The organism is Methylomonas sp. TEB, assembly GCF_047777895.1.
Classification (GTDB): domain Bacteria; phylum Pseudomonadota; class Gammaproteobacteria; order Methylococcales; family Methylomonadaceae; genus Methylomonas.
In genome coordinates, this window is sequence record NZ_CP180476.1 from 1,120,008 (window position 1) to 1,143,480 (window position 23,473).

The window sequence follows — 23,473 nt, forward strand, 5'->3', positions numbered from 1 at the left end:
TCATAGACTGCAGTTTTAACGAGCGTTCAGCCCGCGGCCAGCATGTTAAGCGGGCGCCGTTGAATTGCCTTCCTCATATGCAAGCGGGCTGGAGTCAGGAACGTAAAGTAAGGTTAAAGCTTTTTTGAGCCCATTATCACCAGCTTCTCCCAAAGGGCAATGGCAGTTTTTGCATGTCTTAAGCAAGGCTGGTAAGACAAGGCATCACCTTGCCAAGTTTAGCGGGTAAAAGTGTCATCATGAGGCTGGCTTTATAGGTTTTGGCAAACTCAGTCCGGCCCGTAAAGGTCGGCCCGGTCACGCTTGAAAAACTGGTCTAAGCTGTTAGCGACAAATCATCAGGGATAGAGATTTCAGCCATGCATCACCTCGACAAAATCGTCAAACTCCACGGCTTGCTGAAAAGCCGCCGCACACCCATTTCCGGACCGGAAATAGACAAAGAACTAGGTTGCTCCAAAGCCACCCGCCAGCGCTTGGTGGACGACTTGCGCGACCGTTTGAACGCGCCGCTGGTTTGCGACCGCAGCGCCGGCGGTTACTACTACGACCGCGACGACCCGCGCCATCCGTTCGAACTGCCCGGCATCTGGCTCACCGCCGCAGAACTGCAAGCCTTGATTGCCTGCCAACACCTGCTCGGCAACCTGGCGCCGGGATTATTGCAAAATGAAATCGGCCAACTCCGCGACCATTTGCAAAAACTGCTGGACCGCTCGCCGGGCGTCAAAACCCCGCAACTGGGCCGTATCAAAATCCTTAGCCAAGCCTACCGCAGCCGCAACGACGGCTTGTTTTTGACCTTGGTCCAAGCCCTGTTCAATCAACACCGGCTAATTATTCAGTATCACGCCCGCAGCGACGACCAAACCAGCGAACGGCCGGTATCCCCGCAAAACCTGGTCTTGTACAAAGACAACTGGTACCTCGACGCCTACTGCCACCAGCGCAACGAACCGCGTACCTTTGCGCTGGACCGCATCAGATCCGCAACCGCCAGCGGCGAACCGGCGCAACTGCTGGACCCGGCCACGCTGCAACAACATTTTGGCTCCTCCTACGGCATCTTCGCCGGCACGCCCAAACACACCGCCATCCTCAATTTCTCCGCCAAAGCCGGCCGCTGGGTCGCCGACGAAACCTGGCACAGCCAACAAGAATCCGAGTGGCTAACCGACGGCCGCTACCAACTGCGCATCCCGTTCAACCGTCACGAAGAGCTACTGATGGATATTTTGAAATACGGCGCCGAGGTGGAAGTGGTCGAGCCGGGTTTTTTGCGGGAATTGGTCAGGCAGAAAGCGGAGAAGCTGCTGGCAGTTTACCGATGACTTGAAAAATATTTGAACGAAAAAAATCTCGGCCTCAGGTTCTGAGACCGAGCCATGTTAGAAAACGTTTACCCTGATTCAAAAGGTTTGCCATGAGCGACTACAGCGCATTTTTCAGACAAGCAACATTGTTAGCGGAGCCGTTTCCGTATCAACAAACCCTGGCCCAAGCTGCTTGGCCGGATTTCCTGGAAATTCCAACCGGCCTCGGCAAAACCGCCGCAATCATATTGGCGTGGCTTTATAAACGCCAAGTCGCGCATGATGTCGACACGCCGCGCCGACTGGTGTACTGCTTACCGATGCGGGTTTTGGTCGAGCAAACCCAAGCCAACATCGATTCCTGGCTAGAACGCTTGAATCTGCAAGATCAAGTCAATGTTCACATTTTGATGGGCGGCGAAGACGGCCAATCCTGGGTTATGCAACCGGAAAAAGACGCTATTCTGATCGGTACTCAGGACATGCTGTTGTCGCGCGCCTTAATGCGCGGCTACGGCGTTAGCCGTTACCAATGGCCTGTGCATTTTGCCTTGCTGCATAACGATGCACTGTGGGTGTTCGACGAAGTGCAGTTGATGGGTGCGGGCTTATCGACCAGCGCGCAAGTGGAAGCCTTCCGGCGTACGCTGACAACCAGTGTCGTCACAAAAAGCCTTTGGGTTTCCGCCACCTTAAATCGCGATTGGTTGAATACAGTAGACTTTGCCGATTATTTGCCAAAGACAATCAGCTTGCCATTGAGCAGCGCCGAACAAACCCTTCCAGAGGTACAACGACGCATTAAGGCGATAAAGCGCCTTTCCAAAGCGGCATGCCTGCTAAGCACCGAAACCAAAAAAAACTACGTCGCGCAACTCGCCGAACTGGTTAGCCAACAGCATCAACTAGGGACGAACAGTTTGGTGATCGTCAATCGGGTCGAACGCGCGCAGCAGATATATGCGCAATTAAATAAGCAAAAGCCGGCGGCGGAATTATTGTTGGTTCATGCCCGATTTCGGCTGCACGAGCGGCGGCAACTTAACCAGCGTTTACAGCAAGCGGCACCGGAAGCGGGCCGCATCATCATCGCCACCCAAGCCATCGAAGCCGGGGTGGATATTTCCAGCAAGACCTTGTTTACCGAGATTGCGCTGTGGTCGTCGTTGGTCCAACGTTTCGGGCGCTGTAACCGTTACGGCGAATATAACCAAACCGGCGGCGCGGATATTTTCTGGATCGACATCGAAGACGATACCTTGCCCTACGCGCCGGAGGATTTTGCACTTAGCCGCAGCCATATGCTGAGTCTGGAGAGCGCCGCGCCTTCCGAACTGCCGAAAGTGACCACCGAACAGGCGATTCATCCCGTCCTGCGCAAAAAAGATTTTCTGGATTTGTTCAACACCGACGCCGACCTGAGCGGCTTCGACACCGACATTTCCCCATTCATCCGTGACCAAGGCATGCCGCAACTGCGAGTGTTTTGGCGCGACATCGAAAAGCCGCAGACTGATGAACCGCAACCTTTGCATAGCGAGCTTTGTCCGGTGTCGATGGGACAAATCAAAGACTATTTCAAGGACAAGGAGCGGACCGCTTTCGTTTGGGACGGCTTGGCAAAAACCTGGAAAAAGATCGACCAGCCATTTCCGGGCATGACCTTGCTTCTGCTGGCTAGGCACGGCGGTTACGATCTGGAATCAGGCTTCGATCCCATCAAAAAACAAGCGGTGCCGGTCGTGTCGTCGGAAACGGCGCAAAGCGATGACAGTTTTACCGGCGACCAAGATAGCCGTAAAACCAAGGCGATAGAACTGCCCGCTCATTTGCGGCATGTTTTCGAACATGCCCAACACTTGGTAGATCAGGTGCAGGCCCAAGCAATCGGAAAACACGCGGTAGTTACAGCCGCTGCTTGGCATGACGTGGGTAAATCGCACAAAGTATTTCAACACACCATGCTGCAAGATGAACGGCTGAGCGATGAAAAGCTTTGGGCCAAATCCGCAGCAAACGCCGGTCACCAACGCCGATATTTCCGCCACGAACTGGCCTCCATGCTGGCGTGGCTAATCAACAACGCCGAACATCCGCAACGCGACCTGATTGCCTATTTGATCGTCGCCCACCACGGCAAAGTGCGCTTAAGCCTAAGAGCCATGCCGGACGAAAAGCCGCCCAAGGACAAACCGCATATTCTCTATGCCCGTGGCGTTTACCAAGGCGACTGTTTGCCGGAAGTTACCGTCCTGGACCAAGTCATGCCGGCTACCGAATTGCGGCTGGAATTGATGCAGCTGGGCGAAACCGAAGTGATGGGGGCGTCTTGGACCACGCGCGTGCAAACCCTATTGCGCGAACACGGCCCATTCGAACTGGCCTGGTACGAAATCCTGGTCCGCATCGCCGACTGGCGCGCCTCGGAAGCCGAACAACAAGACGGTATGGAGAATCCGCTATGAGCCACGAAATCGAGTTAAAAGGCTGCGCACCTACGCCGCTGGCCCATTACCTGAAGGCGCTGGGCATATTACGTTTGGTCGCGGAGCAGAAAGACCCGAATGCCAAAGGTTGCTGGCGGGATGAGGCTTTTGTGTTGCAAAGCAGTTTGGATAAAGAAAGTCTGTTGCGGTTTTTTCTGGATGAGTATCAACCTACGCCGATTACCGCGCCTTGGAATGGCGGGAGCGGATTTTTCTTTCAGGAAGGCAAGACTAGCGCCGTCGATCCTGAAACCGGAAAAAAATTGAAAACCGGCGTGCGAGACCAGGAGACTGAAGCTACTCGAACGGTTAAAGCATTTATCGATAGCGAATGCGACCGTTTTGCTGTTTATCGGTATGTACTAAAACAAATTCGCTCATTGCTGGCCAAGCACAATTGCCAGGAAGCGCCAAAAGCAGAAGCCAAAGACCGGATGCTGCAAATTTTCCGAAATAGCTTTCCCGATGTTTTTCTTAGTTGGTTGGACGCCGTTTTGCTGATCGGCACCGATAAAACCTTTTTTCCGCCATTGCTTGGAACCGGCGGCAATGATGGCAACTTGGACTTCACCAACAATTTCATGCAGCGGCAACTACAGTTGTTCGACCCTCTTACCGGCCAAGCGACAGTATCGAGCGCAGCTTGGCTATCAAACTCGCTATTTGCCGATGCCACGCCACAGATGCACAAAGACGCGGCCATTGGACAATTTTTCCCCGGTAATGCGGGTGGCCCGAACGCGACGGCGGGCTTCGAAGCCAAATCGCTGATAAATCCTTGGGACTTTGTGCTGATGCTGGAAGGGGCGTTGTTATTTGCCGCCAATACGACCAGACGCTTGCAGCAGGATAAAAACGGTTGTTTGAGTTACCCCTTCACCGTTCGGATGGCCGGTGGTGGTAGTGGTGCGGGCAACCAAAACGACGAAGCGGATTCGCATGACGAAATCTGGTTGCCTGTGTGGTATCAAGCGACTGGTCTAAACGAGTTGAACGGCTTGTTTCAAGAAGGCCGGGCCACCGTGGGCAGAAGACCGGCGAAAGACGGCTTGGACTTCGCGCGTGCGGTGGCGTCCTTGGGCGTGGATCGCGGCATTACCGAATTTCAACGCTACGGATTCATGATGCGTTCCGGTAAATCCTATCTGGCTACACCGATAAGCCGGATTGCAACGCGCGCCAATCCATCGGCAGAATTGATTAACGATTTGGAACGCAACCGCTTTTTGGACAGTTTGCGCCGCTTTGCCCGCAGTGACAAAGCGTCGGCGCGATTGGCCTCATTGGCGCATCAACTGGAAAACCGTTTGTTCGACCTCACGCGCGGCGCGGATCGTCGGGTTTGCCAAGACATTTTGATGTTACTCGGCAAAATTCAACGCACTGTCAGTATCAGCTCGAAAGCGAAAGAGGAAATTCATCAACCGATACCCTTATTAAGCTCGCAATGGCTGATGGCCAGCGACGATGCCAGCTCAGAGTTTCGTTTGGCCTGCGCTTTGGCCGGCTTAAAAGCCGTTGGCGGCGGAGCAAAAAAATCCGCATTGCAGGAAAGCCCTACCGAATCGATTGTCGAGGCGTCTGCCGGCTTACCTATGCGCCTTCATTTTGCCGGCATCAAACTCGACAAGAAACGCTATGTCTGGGACAACGAATCGCGGCTGGCCGTTTGGGGCGAAGGTTCTCTCACGCAAAATCTGAATGAAACCCTGCGTTGCCGCTGGCTGACGGCGCAACGGCTTTCACATGCGGACAAACCTTTTGCCTATGGTGTCGGTGCAAATCAAGCCGATATAGCCGCATTTTTGGCTGGCTCGGTCGATGACCTGCGTATTAGCGATTTGGCGCAGGGTTTGGCGTTGCTCAAGGAATTCAACTCAACCGGACTTCAAACATGGGCAACCCGCCATGCGGCATTGCCCAACGCCTACGGCGTGCTTAAGCCGTTTTTCGTGCCGGATCGCAAATTGGTCAGAATCGGTTTCTTGGCGGCGGATGCCCACTTACCGCTACGCGGCGAGTTGCTGTCCTGGTTGGCCGCCAATCAAACGCAAAAAGCCGTCGATTGGGCTTGGGCCAAGCTGCGCCAGGTCGGCGTCGGTTTGCCGCATTTCCCGCAGCAAGCGCCAAGCGCGGTTGGAATCGATGGGCCTCGCCTGTTGGCGGCCTTGGCTTTTCCGCTCGCATCCGGCCAACTGAAAAGTCTGTTGCTGACGCTGGGCGCCAGTGAAAAAGCGACAGAACAGCAAGCCGAATCGGTCCAATGACATTTACCTCACATGTTCCTCGTTCCAACGCGCCGCGTTGGAATACCGGGCTTGACCGCGCTGCGGTCAGCCTAGGCACCGCAGCGCGGTGCATTCGGGTTACCACGCAGCGCATGGTAACCAGGGAATTGCATATTTTAATTTTGTTACCAGGAGATAAACCATGAGTATCGACTTTTCCGCTCTACACGCCGCCCCAAGACTGTTGATCGAGGCCGAATTACAACCCCTGCAAGGCGCGCGTTTTCAGCCCACCGGTTTTCCCGACTTGGGCGCCGCCGTTTACGATGGGCCACACGGTAATCGACTACTACTGGTGGAATCGGCGCAGAGTATGGCTAACCGGATGGAGATCGTTTGCTGGGATGCGCCGAACGATGATTGGGTTGATGCGTTAAAGGGCTTACCATTGATTAAGGTGATTGATAATCAAGGGAAACCTTTAACCAACACAGTACAGGAAGCCCACCGCCTAAACTCGGCATACGTCCTTGAGGGTAAAGACCAAACAGTTTTCGATAAATTGAAAGCCGAATTGGCGGACATGGACGAGGGAGCAGTAGATCTCAAAAAACTCGCTGCGGTCGTTCTGAGATACGACGCAAACGCCTTACTCCACGGTTTGTTTCTTGCGAAAAAAGAATTGGCCGGCGGCCGCTTACGCTTGCCGCGTGTCGTGTCTTCGTTCATCGAAGCGGAAGATGTAAATTTGGCGCAAAGCGGCGGCGTCAAAAACGACCACGTTAATCCGTCCGGTGATACCGCGAAAGGTTTCGGGAACGTTCCGTATTCGCGCAGCGACTACACCGCCCCCAAAATCACCGCTTACTTCAACATCGACCTCGCCCAAATACGCGGTTTCGGCCTGGGCAATGCAGTCGAGCAATTGCTGATCGCCTTGGCGCTTTACAAAATCCGCGCGGTTTTGGACTTCGGTTTGCGCTTGCGCACCGCCTGCGATTTGGATGTGAAAAAACTGACCGTTACCCGTCCGACCGGCTGGGAACTACCCGAACGTAATACCCTGGAAGCCGCGTTACCGGGGTTGATTGCCGCCGTCGCCGCCGAAAACCGTTTTGCCGAGCCGCGCGTTACCACGGTCACCTGGGAAAAAGGCAAAGCCAAAAAAGCCAAGGCTGAAACGGAAAGCGAGGAATAAGGCATGCTTACGCTATCGCTCTGCTTTCCCGGCGGGCGTTATCACGCCACGCCTTGGGGCCGGCACGTCAACGAAGCGGACGTGGCTTGGCCGCCCGACCCATGGCGCTTGACCCGCGCCTTGATTGCCACCTGGTATCGCAAACTCGACCATCAGCTTTACCCTGAGATTTTGCTGACAAGTTTGCTCGGATTGCTGGCGGACGAACCGCCGCATTATCGGCTGCCGACGGCGGTACACAGCCATACCCGGCATTACATGCCCAATCGCCAAAAATCCACGTTGATTTTCGACGCCTTTGCCCGTATCGATCCAACTGAAGCGCTGATCGTGCACTGGCCCGGATGCCAACTGAACGACGCACAAACCGCATTGCTGGACGAGCTTTTAAACTGCATCGGCTATGTCGGACGCGCCGAATCCTGGGTAGAGGCAAAACGCCTAGGCGATTGGAGCGGAGAACCAAACTGTTTTCCGGGAAGCACCCAAATCGATCAGGAAACCGGCGAGATACAGACCGAACCGGTGCATTTATACGCACCGCTTACTCCCGATGCCTACGCCAATTTCCAGCAGCAAATGCAATCCGGCTTGGCCTTACGCAAGTTGAAAACCTCCGAATTGAAAAGCATCAAGAAAACCCTGCCGACCAGTTGGTTGGCGGCGGTCGGCCTGGACACCGCCGACTTGCAAAACGCCGGCTGGAGCGCGCCGCCGGCCGCGCAAAAAATTCTTTATCAGCGCCCGATTCAGGCATTGAAAAGCAGCGTTGCCAGCCGCGCCAAACCTAAACCAAGCCCGTCCGCCGACACGGTGCGTTACGCCGTTTACGGCAAGCCGCTGATGCGCGAATTGGATACCATCAGATTTGCCGAGCACGTGCGCCGAGCGGTGATGGGTAAAGCCAAATGGACATTGGGCGAAACCGCGATTCCGCCGTTGCTGTCCGGGCATGGCTTGAATACCGATAACCGCCACTGCCACGCCTTTTTCCTGCCGCAAGCCGACTCCAACGGCCTGCTCGATCACGTGCTGATTCACGTCCCGGCCGGTATTGACGGCGACATGCGCCGGGTTTTCGGCGCGTTAAAAACGGTCAAAGGCTTTGACGCCCAGGAATGGCGCCTAATGTTGGAGCATATCGGCCAGTGTGAAGATTTCGAAAACGTCTCGCCTATCGTTCAGTCCGCCAGTGTTTGGCAGTCGCACACACCTTATCTACACCCGTGGCATTGCAAAAAAGATTTCGATGTATCGGCGCAGATTCGGCGGGAATGCCGGGAGCGTGAGTTGCCGGAGCCGACGGAAATCCAGCTGCTACCGACCATTAAGCCGCACGGTCGCGAACTCCGGCCGATTGACTTTCACCGCTTTCGAAGCAAAAGCGGGCTGGTGCAGCCGGATACCCGAGGTTCGTTCTGGCACCTGACGTTCGCCGAACCCGTTTCCGGACCGCTGGCATTGGGCTTTGGCTGCCATTTTGGTTTGGGTCTGTTTGCTCCGGTGAAAGCAAATGAATAATGGCTCACCACAACCCCATAACCCCGCGCAAACTCTTCTCCACCGCCGCCAGTTCTTCAGCGGTGACGGTGGCGAGGGGGACTTCGCCGATGCGGTCTCTGTCCAGGTGGCGGCGTTGGGCGGTAATGACCTGGCACGATTTCAACAGGCGCCCGCGCGGCGGGTTGAGGTTGCCGACCCAAATTTCGCCGCGTTTCATCATTCCCACCATTTTTCGTCGGGGTCGATACCGGCGGCGCGCTCATCAGCAATTATTCGATCCAGGTCATCGTCCGCCGCGTCGAAATCCGCGGCAATTTGCAGCGCTTCCGCCCTGGCTTGCGGATCGTTAGCCAAAGCGCGTGCCGCCGCCACCATCTCCGCCATGAACCGCTCGCGTTCGCGGCGGGCCAAGTATTCGGTGATCGCCAGACGGGCCATTTCCGATTGGCTTTTGCCTTCCAATTGGGCTTCGGCTTTGAGATTGGCTTCCACATCGTCAGGTAAGCGCAGGCTGAGGATAGGCATGGCGGACTCCTTATAAATAAAGGCGATGTGACAGACAGATTGTATGACAGAACGTATATCGAACCAGGCGTTTCTACCATGTGCGACATAACGACAAACGATTGGCCCGAAGAAGCCCCCGTACCTTTGGATCACCCGGAGATTCCGGCATTGATCCTCGAAGCTGTTTTGCAGTATTGGCAACCGGGTTATACCTTGCATCGTATGGTGACCAAGCAAGGCCTGGAGTGGTGGCTGCTCGATGCCGAAGGCGGTTTGATCGAAGCATTTTGGCTCGACTAAATTTTAAGGCAAATCGAGGCAGCCATGGCCGACGAACGTCCTCCGATCCAGCTAGAACTACCACTGCCGTTCCCGGAGCTATCCGGCGACATGCCTTTATTGCCGGCGCGGATGATTAACGAATACCAGTACTGCCCGCGCTTGGCTTATCTGGAATGGGTGCAGGGCGAATGGGCGGCGTCGGCCGATACCGTGGAAGGCGATCACGCCCATCGCCGGGTGGATAAGCCGTCCAAAAGCTTTCCGGAAGCCGACGAGTTGGACGACGCCGAGAAATTGCATGGCCGCTCGATTACCCTGTCTTCCAACCGTTTAGGCTTAATCGCCAAGCTGGATTTGATCGAAGCCGAGGACGGCGTGGTCACGCCCATCGATTACAAACGCGGCAAGCGTCCGCACGTGGCGCGCGGTGCTTACGATCCGGAGCGGGTGCAGCTTTGCGTGCAGGGCATGGTGTTGCAGGAACACGGTTATGTCTGCGAAGAAGGCGCGTTGTATTTCGTGCAAAGCCGCGAGCGGGTGCGGGTGGCTTTCGACGAAGAACTGAAACAACTCACCGCCAATGCCATCAACGGTCTGCGCTTGATCGCCGCCGGCGGCCATATTCCGGAACCCTTGCAGGACAGCCCTAAGTGTTCGGGCTGCTCTTTGGTCGGCATCTGCCTGCCGGACGAAGTCAATTACCTGCGCCACGCCGACCTCGAACCCCGGCCGCTGGCGGTGATGCGCGACGAAGCCTTGCCGGTTTACGTGCAGGCCTGGAAGGCCAAGATCGGCAAGAAGGGGGAGGAGCTGGAAATCAGCATCGACGACGAAAAAGTGCAAACCGCGCGGCTGGTGGACACTTCGCAAGTGGTGGTGATGGGCAACGTCTACATCACCACGCCGTGTTTGCAGGACTTGATGAAGCGCGAAATTCCGGTCAGTTGGCACAGTCACGGCGGCTGGTTTGTCGGCCACACCATCGGCACCGGCCATAAGAACGTCGAGTTGCGCACCGCCCAGTACAAAGCCAGTTTCGACGACAAAACCTGTCTGGCAATTGCCCGCAATCTGGTGCGCGCCAAAATCCAGAATTGCCGGACCCAGGCCCGGCGCAATTGGCGCGCCGACGAGCCGGTGGAACTGTTGCTGGAACCGCTGAAGTCCCTGGCTGACAAGTCCCAGCGCGCCGCCGATTTGCCGCAATTGTTGGGTATCGAAGGCGCGGCGGCGGCCCTGTATTTCGGCGCGTTCGATAAATTGATCAAAAAACCGGACGACAGCAAGCAGATGAGCTTCGACTTCAACACCCGCAACCGGCGGCCGCCCACCGATCCGGTCAACGCCTTGCTGTCGTTTGCTTATGCCATGCTGGTACGCACTTGGACCATGAATCTGAGCGCGGTCGGTTTGGACCCGTATCGCGGCTTTTACCACCAGCCGCGTTACGGCCGGCCGGCGCTGGCGCTGGATTTGATGGAACCGTTTCGGCCCATCATCGCCGACTCCACCGTGCTGCAAGTCATCAATAATGGTGAAGTGCGGCCCACCGACTTTATCTGTGCCGCCGGCAGCGTGGCCTTGAACGAAGACGGTCGCAAGCGCTTCATCACCGCCTTCGAACGGCGCTTAAGCCAGGAAGTAACGCATCCCATCTTCGGCTACAAGGCCAATTATCGGCAGGTGTTCGAGATTCAGGCGCGCTTGTTCGGCCGCTATTTGCTCGGTGAATTGCCGGAATATCCCAACTTCACCACCCGCTGATGGCTGCCCTCGAACATTTATATATCGTGACTTACGACATCAGCGATGCCAAACGCTGGCGGCGGGTGTTTCGGCTGATGAAAGGCTATGGCGACTGGCTGCAACTGTCGGTTTTTCAATGCCGGCTCAGCCGCAAACGCCATGCGGAATTAATCGCGCTGTTGGATGGCATCATCCATCATAGCGACGACCATGTCCTGATCATCAACGTCGGGCCCGCCGAAACGGTGAAACTCTCGGTGGTCAGTTTGGGCAAGGATTTCGATGTGGTGGAACGGCAGCCGGTCATCGTCTGATGCGGATTTTCCGCCGCCGCTTTGCGAGCGCTGCGGTGCCGCGAAAAACCCCGTCAGCTCTCGCGAGCCGGCTGCTCTTTAACAATCAGGTACTTAGCAAGTTGGATTAGCGCGATGCAGACTTTTCCGCTAAAGTTGAACGGCCGTTTTCCGCAGTCCTCGCAAACGGCCCGCGCAGGCCGCGCCAACCATGGCCTCCAGCCCGCGCTGCATTCCCCGGCCTCCCGCCGGGGCCTCATTGAAGCCTTGGTACGCGTAACGGGATAAGTTACCGCTTGACAGGGCATTCCCCGGCCTCCCGCCGGGGCCTCATTGAAGCGCGCTGTTCGTCTTTGGAGTCAGGCCGCAGCAAGTTCGCATTCCCCGGCCTCCCGCCGGGGCCTCATTGAAGCGTAGTCGATCAGCGTGTCATTAGCGCGGTCGCGCAAGGCATTCCCCGGCCTCCCGCCGGGGCCTCATTGAAGCCGGCGCATCAGCGGCAACAGAATCACTAAGTTCAGCAAGCATTCCCCGGCCTCCCGCCGGGGCCTCATTGAAGCAACCGGGTATGGCGCAACATGCTGCGCCTGCCCAAAAGCATTCCCCGGCCTCCCGCCGGGGCCTCATTGAAGCAGCCGCTCGGCGATTGTCTTGGCAACCCGTACCCCTGCATTCCCCGGCCTCCCGCCGGGGCCTCATTGAAGCAAAAAAGAGTACCAGGATAGATTTTACAATCAGCGGGCGCATTCCCCGGCCTCCCGCCGGGGCCTCATTGAAGCTTGTAAGCTCCATCCTGATGCGGTGGCGTGTCAGCAGGCATTCCCCGGCCTCCCGCCGGGGCCTCATTGAAGCACCAAGGCCACGGCCTCGTCGCTGCCAAAGGCTTTTTGCATTCCCCGGCCTCCCGCCGGGGCCTCATTGAAGCATGTGGGTCGCGGTGCAGGTGGTAAGTCTAAATTAAGCATTCCCCGGCCTCCCGCCGGGGCCTCATTGAAGCTGTGCAATCAGAACATTACAGCTACATGGCGCAGTAGGGCATTCCCCGGCCTCCCGCCGGGGCCTCATTGAAGCGAGGGGTTGTTGTTAATGGCGCTGACGCCTCTGGCGCATTCCCCGGCCTCCCGCCGGGGCCTCATTGAAGCGCACCGGGCAGGGTTTTCCGAGTGCGGCTTGCGTGTGCATTCCCCGGCCTCCCGCCGGGGCCTCATTGAAGCTTGTGTTAGCGATTGTAGTGTAAATCAATGACTATGGCATTCCCCGGCCTCCCGCCGGGGCCTCATTGAAGCCTGTTTAAAGTTGATTACCGGCATCTGCTGTCAAACAGCATTCCCCGGCCTCCCGCCGGGGCCTCATTGAAGCCAGGGTTAACCTGTCTAGTTTTTCCTGTAGCTGATTACGCATTCCCCGGCCTCCCGCCGGGGCCTCATTGAAGCCCAGGTGGCTCTCGCCGATTATCAATCCGAGGCCGACGCATTCCCCGGCCTCCCGCCGGGGCCTCATTGAAGCCTGATGCGATTGGTCGCTGATTTGGCGCGATGCTAAGCATTCCCCGGCCTCCCGCCGGGGCCTCATTGAAGCTTTCTCGTATCCGGTGGCGTTCATGTAGTCACTGTTAGCATTCCCCGGCCTCCCGCCGGGGCCTCATTGAAGCGGCAGTGTATTTGTCGGCGCCAATATTGAAAAAGCCGGCATTCCCCGGCCTCCCGCCGGGGCCTCATTGAAGCTTGCTGCGCGGCCATCCTGAGCTTGGCAAGATCGAGAGCATTCCCCGGCCTCCCGCCGGGGCCTCATTGAAGCCCGCCCGCCCGATTTCCGGTTCGCCGCGCAATCTCAGCATTCCCCGGCCTCCCGCCGGGGCCTCATTGAAGCCGCCCCAATAACGCGGCAGTGCGGGCGGCGGTCGAAGCATTCCCCGGCCTCCCGCCGGGGCCTCATTGAAGCTTTAAACGAGCTGAGCCGAATCAGGGGCGTGCGCCTGGCATTCCCCGGCCTCCCGCCGGGGCCTCATTGAAGCCGCCCCAATAACGCGGCAGTGCGGGCGGCGGTCGAAGCATTCCCCGGCCTCCCGCCGGGGCCTCATTGAAGCTTTAAACGAGCTGAGCCGAATCAGGGGCGTGCGCCTGGCATTCCCCGGCCTCCCGCCGGGGCCTCATTGAAGCGCTGCTGATTGCCCATTTCCACCTACAGTAAATAGGTGCATTCCCCGGCCTCCCGCCGGGGCCTCGTTGAAGCACTTCGCCTTCCAGCCGCGCCATACGCTCCGACTCGGGCATTCCCCGTCTTCCCGCCGGAGCACTCAGCCCGAACGGCACATCCGTGATAAATAGGGCCGGGTCAATAATCCAAGCGTATTCCCCCCAACCATCTACCTGCTGCCAGCATTAATTCCACATAAAAAGTAGCTAAACCTTACGCTGTTTGGGCTAGCTGCTATGTTTAGTTGTATCGGATTTAGAGAATCCAAATGCGGGTTATGCGTTAGCTAACGGATACGGGGCGACGGTATGTCGTTCAAGTTCCCTAAATCGTGCAAATCACTATTACCGATCTTCCTGCCATGAATGACATTCTAAAGTTTCTGACCGACAATAATTTTATGCCGCATGGCTATTGTCTGAGCTGGTCGCCGGGTTTGTTGTGGACCTTTGTGATCAGCGATGGCTTGATATTTCTGTCTTACTTTTTGCTGCCGGTTGCCTTGGGTTATTTCGCGCGGCATCGGCAGGATTTTCCGTATGTCCGGGTGTTGTGGCTGTTTGTGGTGTTCATTATGGCCTGCGGTACGACGCATCTGATGGATGTCGTGGTGATTTGGGAACCACTTTACGGACTGGATGCGTTTGCCAAAGTGGTGACGGCGATAGTTTCGGTGATAACGGTGGCGGTGCTGATACCGCTGATTCCCAAAGCGCTGCAATTGCCCAGCCCGGCGCAGTTACGCGAGGCCAACGCCCAGTTGCAGCAGGAAGTCGCCGAACGTGAGCGGGTCGAGCAGGCCCTGAAAGCGGCGAACGTATTGCTTGAGCAGGGCTTGGTGGCGGAACGTACCCAGTTGGCGGCGCTGGTCAATTCTTCCGACGATGCGATTATCGGCAAAAATTTGGACGGAATCGTTACCAGTTGGAACCCCGCGGCCGAACGTATCTTCGGTTACAGCGCCGCTGAAATTATTGGTCAGCCGATTACGCTGCTGTTTCCCCCCGAACTGGTGATCACGGAAGCCGACTTGCTCCAGCGGATTTTTAACGGCGAGCGGATCAGCAATTACGAAACCCAGCGGGTGCGTAAAGACGGCAGCCGGATCGAGGTCGCCTCGACGATTTCGGCTATCAAAGATGGCGACGGCAAGGTCATCGGCGCGTCGAAGATCGTCCGCGACATCACTGAGCGTAAGCGTATCAAGGCGGCGCTGCGGGAAAGCGAAGCTAATTTCCGTAAATTGTTCGATGTGGCACCGGTGCCGATGGCGCTGGTCGCCGCCGACGGTACGATGCTGGCTTTGAACCAGTCTATTGCCCGGACCTTTGGTTATACCTTGTCCGACATCCCAACCGTCGAGGATTGGTGGCGCCATGCGTATCCCGATCCAGTGTACCGGCAAACGGTTTTCGACACCTGGCAGAATTTGCAGCAGCGCGCCGCCGAGCAGCAGGCACCGATAGAATCTCACGAATATCAAGTGACCTGTAAAAACGGCGACGTGCGCACCGCCATCATCTCCGGGGTGACGATAGGCGACAATTTACTGGCAACGTTGATGGACATCACCGAGCGTAAGCGTGCGGAGGAGACGCTGCGTAAATTATCCCTGGTAGTCGAGCAAAGCCCGGAGAGCATCGTTATCACCGACCTGGATGCGCGCATCGAATACGTCAACGAAGCCGTGATTCAGACCACCGGCTACACGCGCTCCGAGCTGTTGGGCCAAAAAGCCAGTCTGTTTAAATCGGGCAAGACTAAGCCGGAGTATTTTGCGGTGCTTTGGGATAATTTGACGCACGGCCGGTCCTGGCAGGGCGAGTTTATCAATAAGCGCAAGGATGGCCACGAGTTTGTGGAATCGGCTATCGTGGCGCCGATTCGCCAGCAAGACGGGCAGATTAGCCATTACATGGCGATCAAGGACGACATCAGCGAGAAGAAGCAGATGCTTCTAGAGTTGGAGAGCTATCGCGAGCATCTGGAAGAATTGGTGGTTGAACGCACCGAACAATTGGCCGATGCGATGCAAGCGGCGGAAGTGGCCAATGTGTCGAAAAGTGCCTTTTTGGCGAATATGAGCCACGAAATCCGCACGCCGATGAACGCGATTATTGGTTTGACGCATTTGCTGCAAAACACCACGCTGGATGCCAAGCAACGTGAACAGCTGGCGAAAATTTCGGTCGCTGCCCAGCATTTGCTGGGCATCATCAACGACATTCTGGATTTCTCCAAGATCGAAGCCGGCAAATTGGTGTTGGACATCGGCGATTTCGATCTTGACCAGGTTTTCAAAAGTTTGAACGACCTGATTTGCGACCGCGCCGCCGAGAAAGGTTTGGAAGTGATTAACCGTATCGACCCGGCGCTACCGGCGGTGTTACGGGGCGATGCGCTGCGGCTGGGACAAATTTTGCTCAATTTTGCCAGTAATGCCGTCAAGTTTACCGACGCCGGACACATCGTGTTTCGGGCTAAATTGCTAGCCAAAAATCCGGTGGGGATTGTGGCTCGCTTCGAAATCAGCGACACCGGCATCGGCATGAATGCCGAGCAATGCAGCCGGTTATTTCAAGCCTTCGAACAAGCCGATTCCACCACGTCGCGGCGTTTCGGCGGCACAGGTTTGGGCCTAGCCATCAGTAAGCGTCTGATCGAAATGATGGGCGGCACGGTGGGTGTGCAGAGCAACTTGGGGCACGGCAGTACGTTTTGGCTGGAATTGCCGTTCGAGTATGCGGTGGGTTCTGCGCTGCAATTGCCTAAGCCGGATATTCGTAAAGGTTTAAAAGTATTGGTGGTAGACGATGTGGCCGAGGCCCGCGAAGCCATCGCCCACATGCTGACGCGGTTCGAGGCGCGGGTGAGCGTCGCCGATTCCGGTTTGGCGGCCGTGCAACAGGTTGCCGATGCCCGGCAAGCCGATACACCGTTCGATCTGGTGCTGATGGACTGGATGATGCCGGGAGTGGACGGCATTCAAACCGCGCGCCGGATGGGCGAAATACTCGGCGAGGCCTTACCGAAAATTGTCTTGGTGACCGCCTATAGTTACGACGGCAGCGCCGAGGACTTGCACAGCGTCGGGATTGTGGGGCATCTTGCCAAACCAGTGACGCTGTCGGCCTTACACGATACGATTGCCGGCGTGCTGTCGGGATGGCGGCAAAAGGCGCCCGCGGATGCGCGGCATCCGGATTTATCCCGCCTAAAAGGCCGACGGGTGTTATTGGCCGAAGACAATCTGATCAATCAGGAAGTGGCGTTGGAGTTGTTGCAAGACGCCGGTTTGCTAGTCGATTTGGCCGAAAACGGCCGGATCGCTTGCGATATGGCCGCCAAACAGTTGTACGACCTGATTCTGCTGGACGTGCAAATGCCGGAGATGGATGGTATGGCCGCCAGTCTGGCGATCAGGCGTATGCCGGGGCGGGAAAAGACGCCGATATTGGCCATGACCGCCAACGCCTTTGACGAAGATCGGCGCGCCTGTCTGAGCGCTGGGATGAATGATCATATTCCCAAACCGGTGAATCCGGAGGTGCTATACGACGTGATGTTACGCTGGATGCCGCCTTTGCCGCCCAGCCCGCCTGCCCGCGTTCATAAAACCCCGGATGAGCAAAACGAGGGCAACGCGGCGCTGCTCGAGCGTTTGGCGAACATTCCGGGCCTGGATTTGCAGGCCGGTTTACACAATCTGCAACACAAGCTGCCGTTTTATTTGCGCCAGTTACGCCATTTCGCGCAGCGGCATGCGGCCGAAGCCGACAATATCCGGCATTTGTTGGCAGTGGGCGATTGGGAGTCCGCACAAAGAGCCGCGCATTCCTTAAAAAGCAGTGCCGCAACCTTGGGAATAACCCACATCCGGGAGACCGCCGAGGGTATTGAGATCACGTTAAAACAGCGCGCGGCCGCAGCGGCCGAGTCCTTGCAATTTCCGCTCAAACAATTGACGGAGCAACTCGCCTGGTTTATTGCGCAGATTCTCGATGTGTTGCCGGCTGAACCTGCGCTTCAAGACATTTCGCCGCCCACCTATTCCGAGGAAGCGCTACGTGCGGTGGTCGAAGGCCTGCGGATATTACTGGAGGAGGGCAATATTCAATCGCAAGTTTATGTACAAAACCATCGGGAGCAATTACGGCAAGCTTTTGGCGGCGAGGGTGTCGCATCGTTGCTGCGGCATGTCGAGGTGTTTGCTTTCGACCAAGCCTTGGATGTTTTGCAGCGCGATCCGCACCTTTAGCCGGCTCAGACGGGTTTACCCATTTTTACAATTTACCTGCGCCGCTTGATACCGCTGTCGGCGATAATGCCGCTCTCGAACCTGTCGCCGATTTTTTGCCGGAGTTGCAAAGTCATGTCCCACGCTAATAAATTTTTTATGAATCCGGCCCTGTTTATCATGGGTATGCCGTTCCGGCTGGGTGCCTCCACGCCCAGGCGGTGGTGTCCTTCGATAAACTCCGTACCTTCAAGGGCGGGATTTGAGGGCTGGGTTAGCCATAAAGCGTGCCGATTGCTGTTGGCCTTTACGCTCATGCTGTTAGCGGCTTGTTCCTCCAGGCCGCCGCTGCCCAGCCAGGAAGATCAGCAAGAAAAATTGAGTGAAATATTGAGCAACGGCGGCTACAAAACCGCGCGGAATTTTCCGGTGGATGTTACGCACGATGTCTGGATTTATCAGCAAACGGAACTGGAAGTAGAGCTGGTCGGGCCGAGTGCGCCGGGAAGCTATCCGTTGATTATTTATCTGCCCAGTTTGGGCGAAGATGCTAAAGCCGGGCGTTTATGGCGGGAAACCTGGGCCAAGGCGGGCTACCTGGTGTTTAGCATGCAGCCGGTGCCGGTCAGCCAAGCCTTGAAGGCCTTGGAGGCGGAGCGGCGCTTCGATGACCCGGAGGAGATTCCGGACGACGAAAATGCGGAGCTGGCTGATGAAAATATGGCGTTGCGACCGGAGCCGACTAGCGGCGGTTGGTTTGGTGACAAGCCGCGTCGGCAATCGCGGACGGCTAGGGAAAGCGAATTGCGTTATGTCGGTCATCAATACTTTGGCATGGAGAATCTGAAAACCCGCTTGGCTCAACTATTTTGGGCCTATGCGCAACTGCAAACGCGCGCCGGCTTACGGCAACCTTTGTATGCGTCTGCCGATTTCAGCAAGGTGATACTGGCGGGCTACGACCTGGGTGCGCAAACCGTGACGGCAGCCTTGGGCGAGAATTTTGGTAGCGGTTTGCCGCGCGGGGACCAGCTTAGGCCGGTGGCGGCGATGGTGTTAAGTCCGTCGGTGGATTTGGCGGAAGGCAATGTGCGCAGCCGGTTTCAAGCTTTGCGTCTGCCGATGCTGACGATTACCGGCAGCGAAGATAACGATCCTTACGCCATCAGTTCCGCCGCCGTGCGTACGGCGGTTTGGGAACAGGCTCCGGCCGGCGGCAAATATCTATTGTTATTGCGCGGCGCCGGGCATCGTTTGCTGTCAGGCAATGAGTTGGGTGGGCGGTTTGGCTTGAGCGGGGAGCGGCGCGGCGACTTCGGCATGGATTCCGGCGGCGGTCCGGGCGGACATAGTGGCGGCGGGCGGCGCGGCATGAGCGCTGGCGGTGCAGGCGGCGGCTTATTTGGCAAAACAGAGCGCCGCGATCCGAACTTGGGTTATAAACAAGTGGCAGCCATCGCCAGTGTGTCCAGCGCATTTTTGGATATGCTGATTAAAAAAGACGAGTTTGCCCAAGCCTGGCTGAATGAAAAAGCCGGCAAATGGCTGGATAGGACGGGTACATTACAAACGCGATAGCCTGCAAAACCTGGGCGTATCGCCTGTTAGCCTTGCCAGTGGACGCGGGCGAAAGCTTGCCCGACCGCTGTGTTTTGCGGGCTAGAGTCCGGTTCACTGTGGCAGTTACCGCGGGCGAATTAAGTCAGGCCAACCAGCGGGCACGTAATTGCTCACGATGGATATACAGCCATTGGATGGCGAGGATGGGGATGCCGGATTCGATTTTGCCGTCTTCCAGCATTTGAAATGCCTCGTCGAATTTGACGGTTGTGACGCGAATGTCTTCATCTTCCTCGTCCAGACCGTGAATGCCGCCGACCCGGCTGCTATCGACCCGGCCGCAGAACAGGGTAATCCACTCCGATGAGCCGCCTGGGGTGGTGAAGAACTGTCTGATTTCTAAGAGTTCTGCAATCTCGCAGCCGGCTTCCTCGCGGGCTTCGCGATAAGCGACTTCTTCAGCGGTTTCACCTACTTCAATCGCACCGGCTACAATTTCCAGCTGCCAAGCCCGTTCGGGTTGCAGGACCGCGCCGACGCGAAATTGTTCTATCAATACCACTTCGTCGCGGTCCGGATCGTACAGCAGCACGGCCACGCAATTGCCGCGGCGGAACAATTCGCGCTTTAAAGGGGGGCTCCAACCGCCGTTGAACAGCGTGTGTTTCAGGGTGTATTGCTCCAGCCGGAAAAAGCCTTCATACACTAACTGCGTATCCAGTATTTGAAATTGTTTGTCGCTCATCGGCCGTAGCTTACCCGGTAGATGACGCCCAAACTGTCGTCGCTGATCAATAAGCTGCCGTCCGGCATTTGCAGAATGTCGTTCGGTCGTCCCAGTACTTGGCCGTCCGCTGTCAGCCAACCGCTGATGAAGGGTAGTTCGTTATAGGCTTGGCCTTCGCGGAATTTGACCACATTGACCTGGTAACCTTGCGGCACAGTGCGGTTCCAAGAGCCATGTTGGGCGACGAATAGCTGCCGGAAATAAGTGTCCGGAAATTGTTTGCCGGTATAAAAACGCATGCCGAGCGGGGCGATGTGGGCTTTATATTTCCAGGCAGGCGCTTTAAATTTGTAGCATTGTTTATCGCCGATATACTCCGGGTCGGCAAGGGTGCCGGCGTGGCAGTAAGGGAAACCGAAATGCTCGCCTTTTTGATTCCATTCGTTCAATTCGTCGGGCGGTAAGTCGTCGCCCAGATAGTCGCGGCCGTTGTCATTGAAAAACAGATGGCCGCTGCGGGTTTCCCAATCGAAACCCACCGTATTGCGAATGCCGCGAGCCAGGATTTCCATATCGCTGCCATCCGGGTCCATGCGAATCAGCGAGCCGTAAATCGGTTTGTCCGGGTCGCAGACGTTACAAGGCGCGCCGACGGCGGTGTATAACTTGCCGTCGGGTCCGAAGCGCAAATATTTCCAGCCATGGTGGCGGTCGGAGGGAAACTGGTCGAATACTGTGACCGCTTTGGGCGGGCTGGCCAAACGCTGGCCAACCTCGTCGAAACGAATGATGCGGTGAATTTCAGCGACATATAACGTGCCGTCTTTGTAGGCCACGCCATTGGGTAGATTGAGCTGTTGAATGATCAGATATTTTTGTTCGGCAACACCGTCGCCATCCTTATCCTGTACCGCATAGACGCTGCCTTGCCGGGAACCGACATAGACCACGCCATTGTCGCCCAGCGCCATTTGCCGGGCATTGGGCACGTCGTCGGCGAATATTCTGATGTTAAAACCCGGCGGTAGGCGCAATTGCTTTAGCACAGCATCTTGTTCCGGAGTGGCTGCCAGGCATAGCGGTGTAGCGGCAAACAGCATCAATAGCGACTTTATAATTCTCATTTTTATGTCCCTCAAGTAAACTTTGGCAGATGTTAACACTCTATAGCCTTGAATTTAATCTTTGGGCTCCCCAGATTAAACCCACTTTATAACAACACAGGAAAGTTACGCCATGATGAGAATATTGCTGTTTTTGGCTACCAACGTGGCCATTATGATTGCGATCAGCATCATATTTAGTATATTTGGCTTGCAAGGCGCACTGGATGCTCAAGGCGTCAACTTGAACATTGAAGGCCTGCTGGCGATGTCGGCGGTCATCGGTATGACAGGTTCAGTGATCTCGCTGTTCATGTCCAAATGGTCGGCTAAAAGTTCGATGGGGGTGCATGTCATTGAGCGGCCGCAAAACCAAACCGAACAATGGTTGATCAGCGTGGTCGAGCGCCAAGCTCGTCAAGCTGGCATCGGTATGCCGGAAGTGGGTATTTTCGATGCGCCGGAAGCCAACGCCTTTGCCACCGGCGCCAACCGTAACAATGCTTTGGTGGCAGTCAGTACCGGTTTGCTGCGCAGCATGAATGCCGATGAAGTGGAAGCGGTGGTCGGCCACGAGATTAGCCACGTCGCCAATGGCGATATGGTGACGATGGCCTTGATGCAAGGCGTGGTAAATACCTTCGTGTATTTCTTTGCCACCATCATCGGTTACGTGGTGGACCGGGTGATATTCAAAACCGAACGCGGTTACGGCCCGGCGTATTACGTGACGCAAATGGTCGCGCAAATTGCCTTGTCGATTTTGGCTTCGATGCTGGTGATGTGGTTCTCGCGTTATCGCGAATTCCGCGCCGACGCGGGCGGTGCCAACTTGGCTGGCCGGCAAAAGATGATAGGCGCGTTGCGTGCCTTGCAGCGTGCGCATGAGCCCGCCGAATTGCCTGGCGAATTGGCGGCATTTGGCATCAATGGCGGTGGCGTGCAACGCTTGTTTATGAGCCATCCGCCTTTGGAAGAGCGCATCGCCGCTTTGCAAAACATGCGTTAGAACGCTCCCTTGCCGCGCCGGGTCAACCGGCGCGGCTTTTTTATGGCTAATCAATTCATTCGCTTCAAACTTGATTTAAGTTACGACCAATATCTGGCTGTTTATCAAGGCGTCGCCAAAACCGTGGTGACGATTGCCGATGACGGCCGGCGCATCGTCTTTCCCGCGGGCAATATTCAGCGGTATCTAAGCAAATCCGGCATCCAGGGCCATTTTGAAATGGAGTTGGGGGCGGGCAATAAGTTTGTCGGCATCAAAAAGCTGGCGTGACGGCTTAAATCTTAGCCATGTTCGCGTTAATCGTTGATGTCGTCCCGGCGGACTGGCGGGACCAGGAAACCACCGAGTGCGCTGGATTTCGGCAATCCATGCCAATGACGGCGTTGACGATTCTTCAATGGCTAACGCAAACATTGCTTAAATCTTTCCGCTATCCCCTCAAGTTAACCATCATCCAAGTTCGCGCCGGCCAACATGCGTCCGGTTTGGTACAGCACCCGCTCGACCTGGCGCTCCGAGATCTGTAATTCGGCGGCAATGTGCTGATGGCGCTTGCCGTCTAGCCGACGCAAGCACCAGATTTGCCGATTGAGTGTGGGTAAGCCGCGCAGCCAGCTTTCGGCCGCCAACCATTGCTGCTCGCCTTGCACCAACCGCTCAGGTAAAGGACAGGGACATTGCCAGTCCTGGTCCAACGCCCCGCCGTCCCGAGCTTGTTGCCGGATTTGGGCGCGCAAATAATCCAAAGCCAGATTACCGGCCACCCGGTAAAGAAATGCCCGGCAATTGGCGATGGCATCCTGCCCAGCATACTCGGCAATATGCAAAAAGGTATCTTGCAGCAAGTCGGCTGCCGCCTCCCGGCAATTGACCTGGCGCAGCAGAAATTGCTGTAGCTCGGCTTGGTGGCGTAAATACGCGGCGGTTAAGGGTGGGTAATGATCGTTCAACATTGGGCATGCCTAATTTTGCTGCTGTTACAGCTATACGTTGACGCTCGTGAGCGCCGAGCGACTCTATTCGGTTGGTGAGCAAGCCACCGGCAACCTAACAGTGATTTAAAAATGCGCCATTTTTTGATGGGC

18 protein-coding genes and 1 CRISPR repeat array are annotated in these 23,473 nt (G+C 56.4%); of the genes, 12 read left to right on the forward strand and 6 right to left on the reverse strand.

The window, feature by feature from the left end; translation table 11 throughout:
• Nucleotides 1–359 precede the first annotated feature (359 nt).
• From ACMXD4_RS05110 to csb2, 5 genes are all read left to right on the forward strand, one after another.
• Nucleotides 360–1,331 (forward strand): helix-turn-helix transcriptional regulator, encoded by a 972-nt coding sequence (locus tag ACMXD4_RS05110; protein ID WP_415880036.1) that lies wholly within the window; start codon nt 360–362, stop codon nt 1,329–1,331.
• A gap of 92 nt (nt 1,332–1,423) precedes the next feature.
• Complete coding sequence (gene cas3, locus ACMXD4_RS05115; RefSeq protein ID WP_415880037.1) at nt 1,424–3,778, forward strand: CRISPR-associated helicase Cas3'; 2,355 nt, start codon at nt 1,424–1,426, stop codon at nt 3,776–3,778.
• Nucleotides 3,775–6,066 (forward strand): type I-U CRISPR-associated protein Csx17, encoded by a 2,292-nt coding sequence (csx17, locus tag ACMXD4_RS05120; RefSeq protein WP_415880038.1) that lies wholly within the window; start codon nt 3,775–3,777, stop codon nt 6,064–6,066. Before cas3 ends, csx17 begins: the two co-directional genes overlap by 4 nt.
• Nucleotides 6,067–6,229: 163 nt before the next feature.
• Entirely contained in the window at nt 6,230–7,225 is a 996-nt protein-coding gene (cas7u, locus tag ACMXD4_RS05125) for a type I-U CRISPR-associated RAMP protein Csb1/Cas7u (protein WP_415880039.1), read from the forward strand.
• A gap of 3 nt (nt 7,226–7,228) precedes the next feature.
• The gene (csb2, locus tag ACMXD4_RS05130) at nt 7,229–8,746 is read left to right on the forward strand and encodes a type I-U CRISPR-associated protein Csb2 (RefSeq protein ID WP_415880040.1); all 1,518 of its coding nucleotides are present in this window, start codon (nt 7,229–7,231) and stop codon (nt 8,744–8,746) included.
• A gap of 4 nt (nt 8,747–8,750) precedes the next feature.
• Here the strand turns inward: csb2 and ACMXD4_RS05135 are convergent, their stop codons facing one another.
• A complete protein-coding gene (locus ACMXD4_RS05135) occupies nt 8,751–8,957 on the reverse strand; it encodes a hypothetical protein (protein ID WP_415880041.1) in 207 nt (68 codons plus the stop codon).
• Entirely contained in the window at nt 8,945–9,253 is a 309-nt protein-coding gene (locus ACMXD4_RS05140) for a CopG family transcriptional regulator (RefSeq protein WP_310747888.1), read from the reverse strand. Before ACMXD4_RS05140 ends, ACMXD4_RS05135 begins: the two co-directional genes overlap by 13 nt.
• A gap of 78 nt (nt 9,254–9,331) precedes the next feature.
• Between ACMXD4_RS05140 and ACMXD4_RS05145 the strand changes: the two genes are divergently transcribed.
• The 4 genes from ACMXD4_RS05145 to ACMXD4_RS05160 all read left to right on the forward strand — a co-directional run bounded on the left by ACMXD4_RS05145 (nt 9,332) and on the right by ACMXD4_RS05160 (nt 18,010).
• A complete protein-coding gene (locus ACMXD4_RS05145; protein WP_310747891.1) occupies nt 9,332–9,535 on the forward strand; it encodes a hypothetical protein in 204 nt (67 codons plus the stop codon).
• Between the two features lie 24 nt (nt 9,536–9,559).
• Nucleotides 9,560–11,281 carry a CRISPR-associated endonuclease Cas1 gene (gene cas1, locus ACMXD4_RS05150; RefSeq protein WP_415880042.1) on the forward strand — a complete coding sequence of 574 codons (1,722 nt, stop codon included), beginning with the start codon at nt 9,560–9,562 and terminating at the stop codon, nt 11,279–11,281.
• Nucleotides 11,281–11,577, forward strand: a complete 297-nt coding sequence (gene cas2 / locus ACMXD4_RS05155; protein ID WP_415880043.1) for a CRISPR-associated endonuclease Cas2 — start codon at nt 11,281–11,283, stop codon at nt 11,575–11,577. Before cas1 ends, cas2 begins: the two co-directional genes overlap by 1 nt.
• A 209-nt stretch (nt 11,578–11,786) precedes the next feature.
• Nucleotides 11,787–13,788: direct repeats of the CRISPR family, unit length 36 nt; unit sequence GCATTCCCCGGCCTCCCGCCGGGGCCTCATTGAAGC.
• Nucleotides 13,789–14,113: 325 nt separating this feature from the next.
• The gene (locus ACMXD4_RS05160; RefSeq protein ID WP_415880044.1) at nt 14,114–18,010 is read left to right on the forward strand and encodes a PAS domain S-box protein; all 3,897 of its coding nucleotides are present in this window, start codon (nt 14,114–14,116) and stop codon (nt 18,008–18,010) included.
• 32 nt (nt 18,011–18,042) lie between these two features.
• Here ACMXD4_RS05160 and ACMXD4_RS05165 read toward each other — a convergent pair whose 3' ends face one another.
• Entirely contained in the window at nt 18,043–18,306 is a 264-nt protein-coding gene (locus ACMXD4_RS05165) for a hypothetical protein (RefSeq protein WP_415880045.1), read from the reverse strand.
• On the opposite strand from ACMXD4_RS05165, the gene ACMXD4_RS05170 reads away from it, so the two are divergent.
• Nucleotides 18,305–19,567, forward strand: a complete 1,263-nt coding sequence (locus ACMXD4_RS05170; protein WP_415880046.1) for a hypothetical protein — start codon at nt 18,305–18,307, stop codon at nt 19,565–19,567. The two genes, ACMXD4_RS05165 and ACMXD4_RS05170, sit on opposite strands and share 2 nt — an antisense overlap.
• Before the next feature lie 124 nt (nt 19,568–19,691).
• Here the strand turns inward: ACMXD4_RS05170 and ACMXD4_RS05175 are convergent, their stop codons facing one another.
• Nucleotides 19,692–20,294: an NUDIX domain-containing protein gene (locus ACMXD4_RS05175; protein WP_171696370.1), complete on the reverse strand. Its 603-nt coding sequence runs from the start codon at nt 20,292–20,294 to the stop codon at nt 19,692–19,694.
• Complete coding sequence (locus tag ACMXD4_RS05180) at nt 20,291–21,400, reverse strand: PQQ-dependent sugar dehydrogenase (protein WP_415880047.1); 1,110 nt, start codon at nt 21,398–21,400, stop codon at nt 20,291–20,293. Before ACMXD4_RS05180 ends, ACMXD4_RS05175 begins: the two co-directional genes overlap by 4 nt.
• A 112-nt stretch (nt 21,401–21,512) precedes the next feature.
• Here ACMXD4_RS05180 and htpX point away from each other — a divergent pair, with 112 nt between their 5' ends.
• The gene (gene htpX / locus ACMXD4_RS05185) at nt 21,513–22,388 is read left to right on the forward strand and encodes a protease HtpX (protein WP_415880048.1); all 876 of its coding nucleotides are present in this window, start codon (nt 21,513–21,515) and stop codon (nt 22,386–22,388) included.
• 42 nt (nt 22,389–22,430) lie between these two features.
• Entirely contained in the window at nt 22,431–22,658 is a 228-nt protein-coding gene (locus ACMXD4_RS05190) for a DUF2835 domain-containing protein (protein ID WP_033157240.1), read from the forward strand.
• 173 nt (nt 22,659–22,831) lie between these two features.
• Here the strand turns inward: ACMXD4_RS05190 and ACMXD4_RS05195 are convergent, their stop codons facing one another.
• On the reverse strand, nt 22,832–23,341 hold the full coding sequence (locus tag ACMXD4_RS05195) for an RNA polymerase sigma factor (protein ID WP_415880049.1): 510 nt from the start codon (nt 23,339–23,341) through the stop codon (nt 22,832–22,834).
• Nucleotides 23,342–23,473 lie beyond the last annotated feature (132 nt).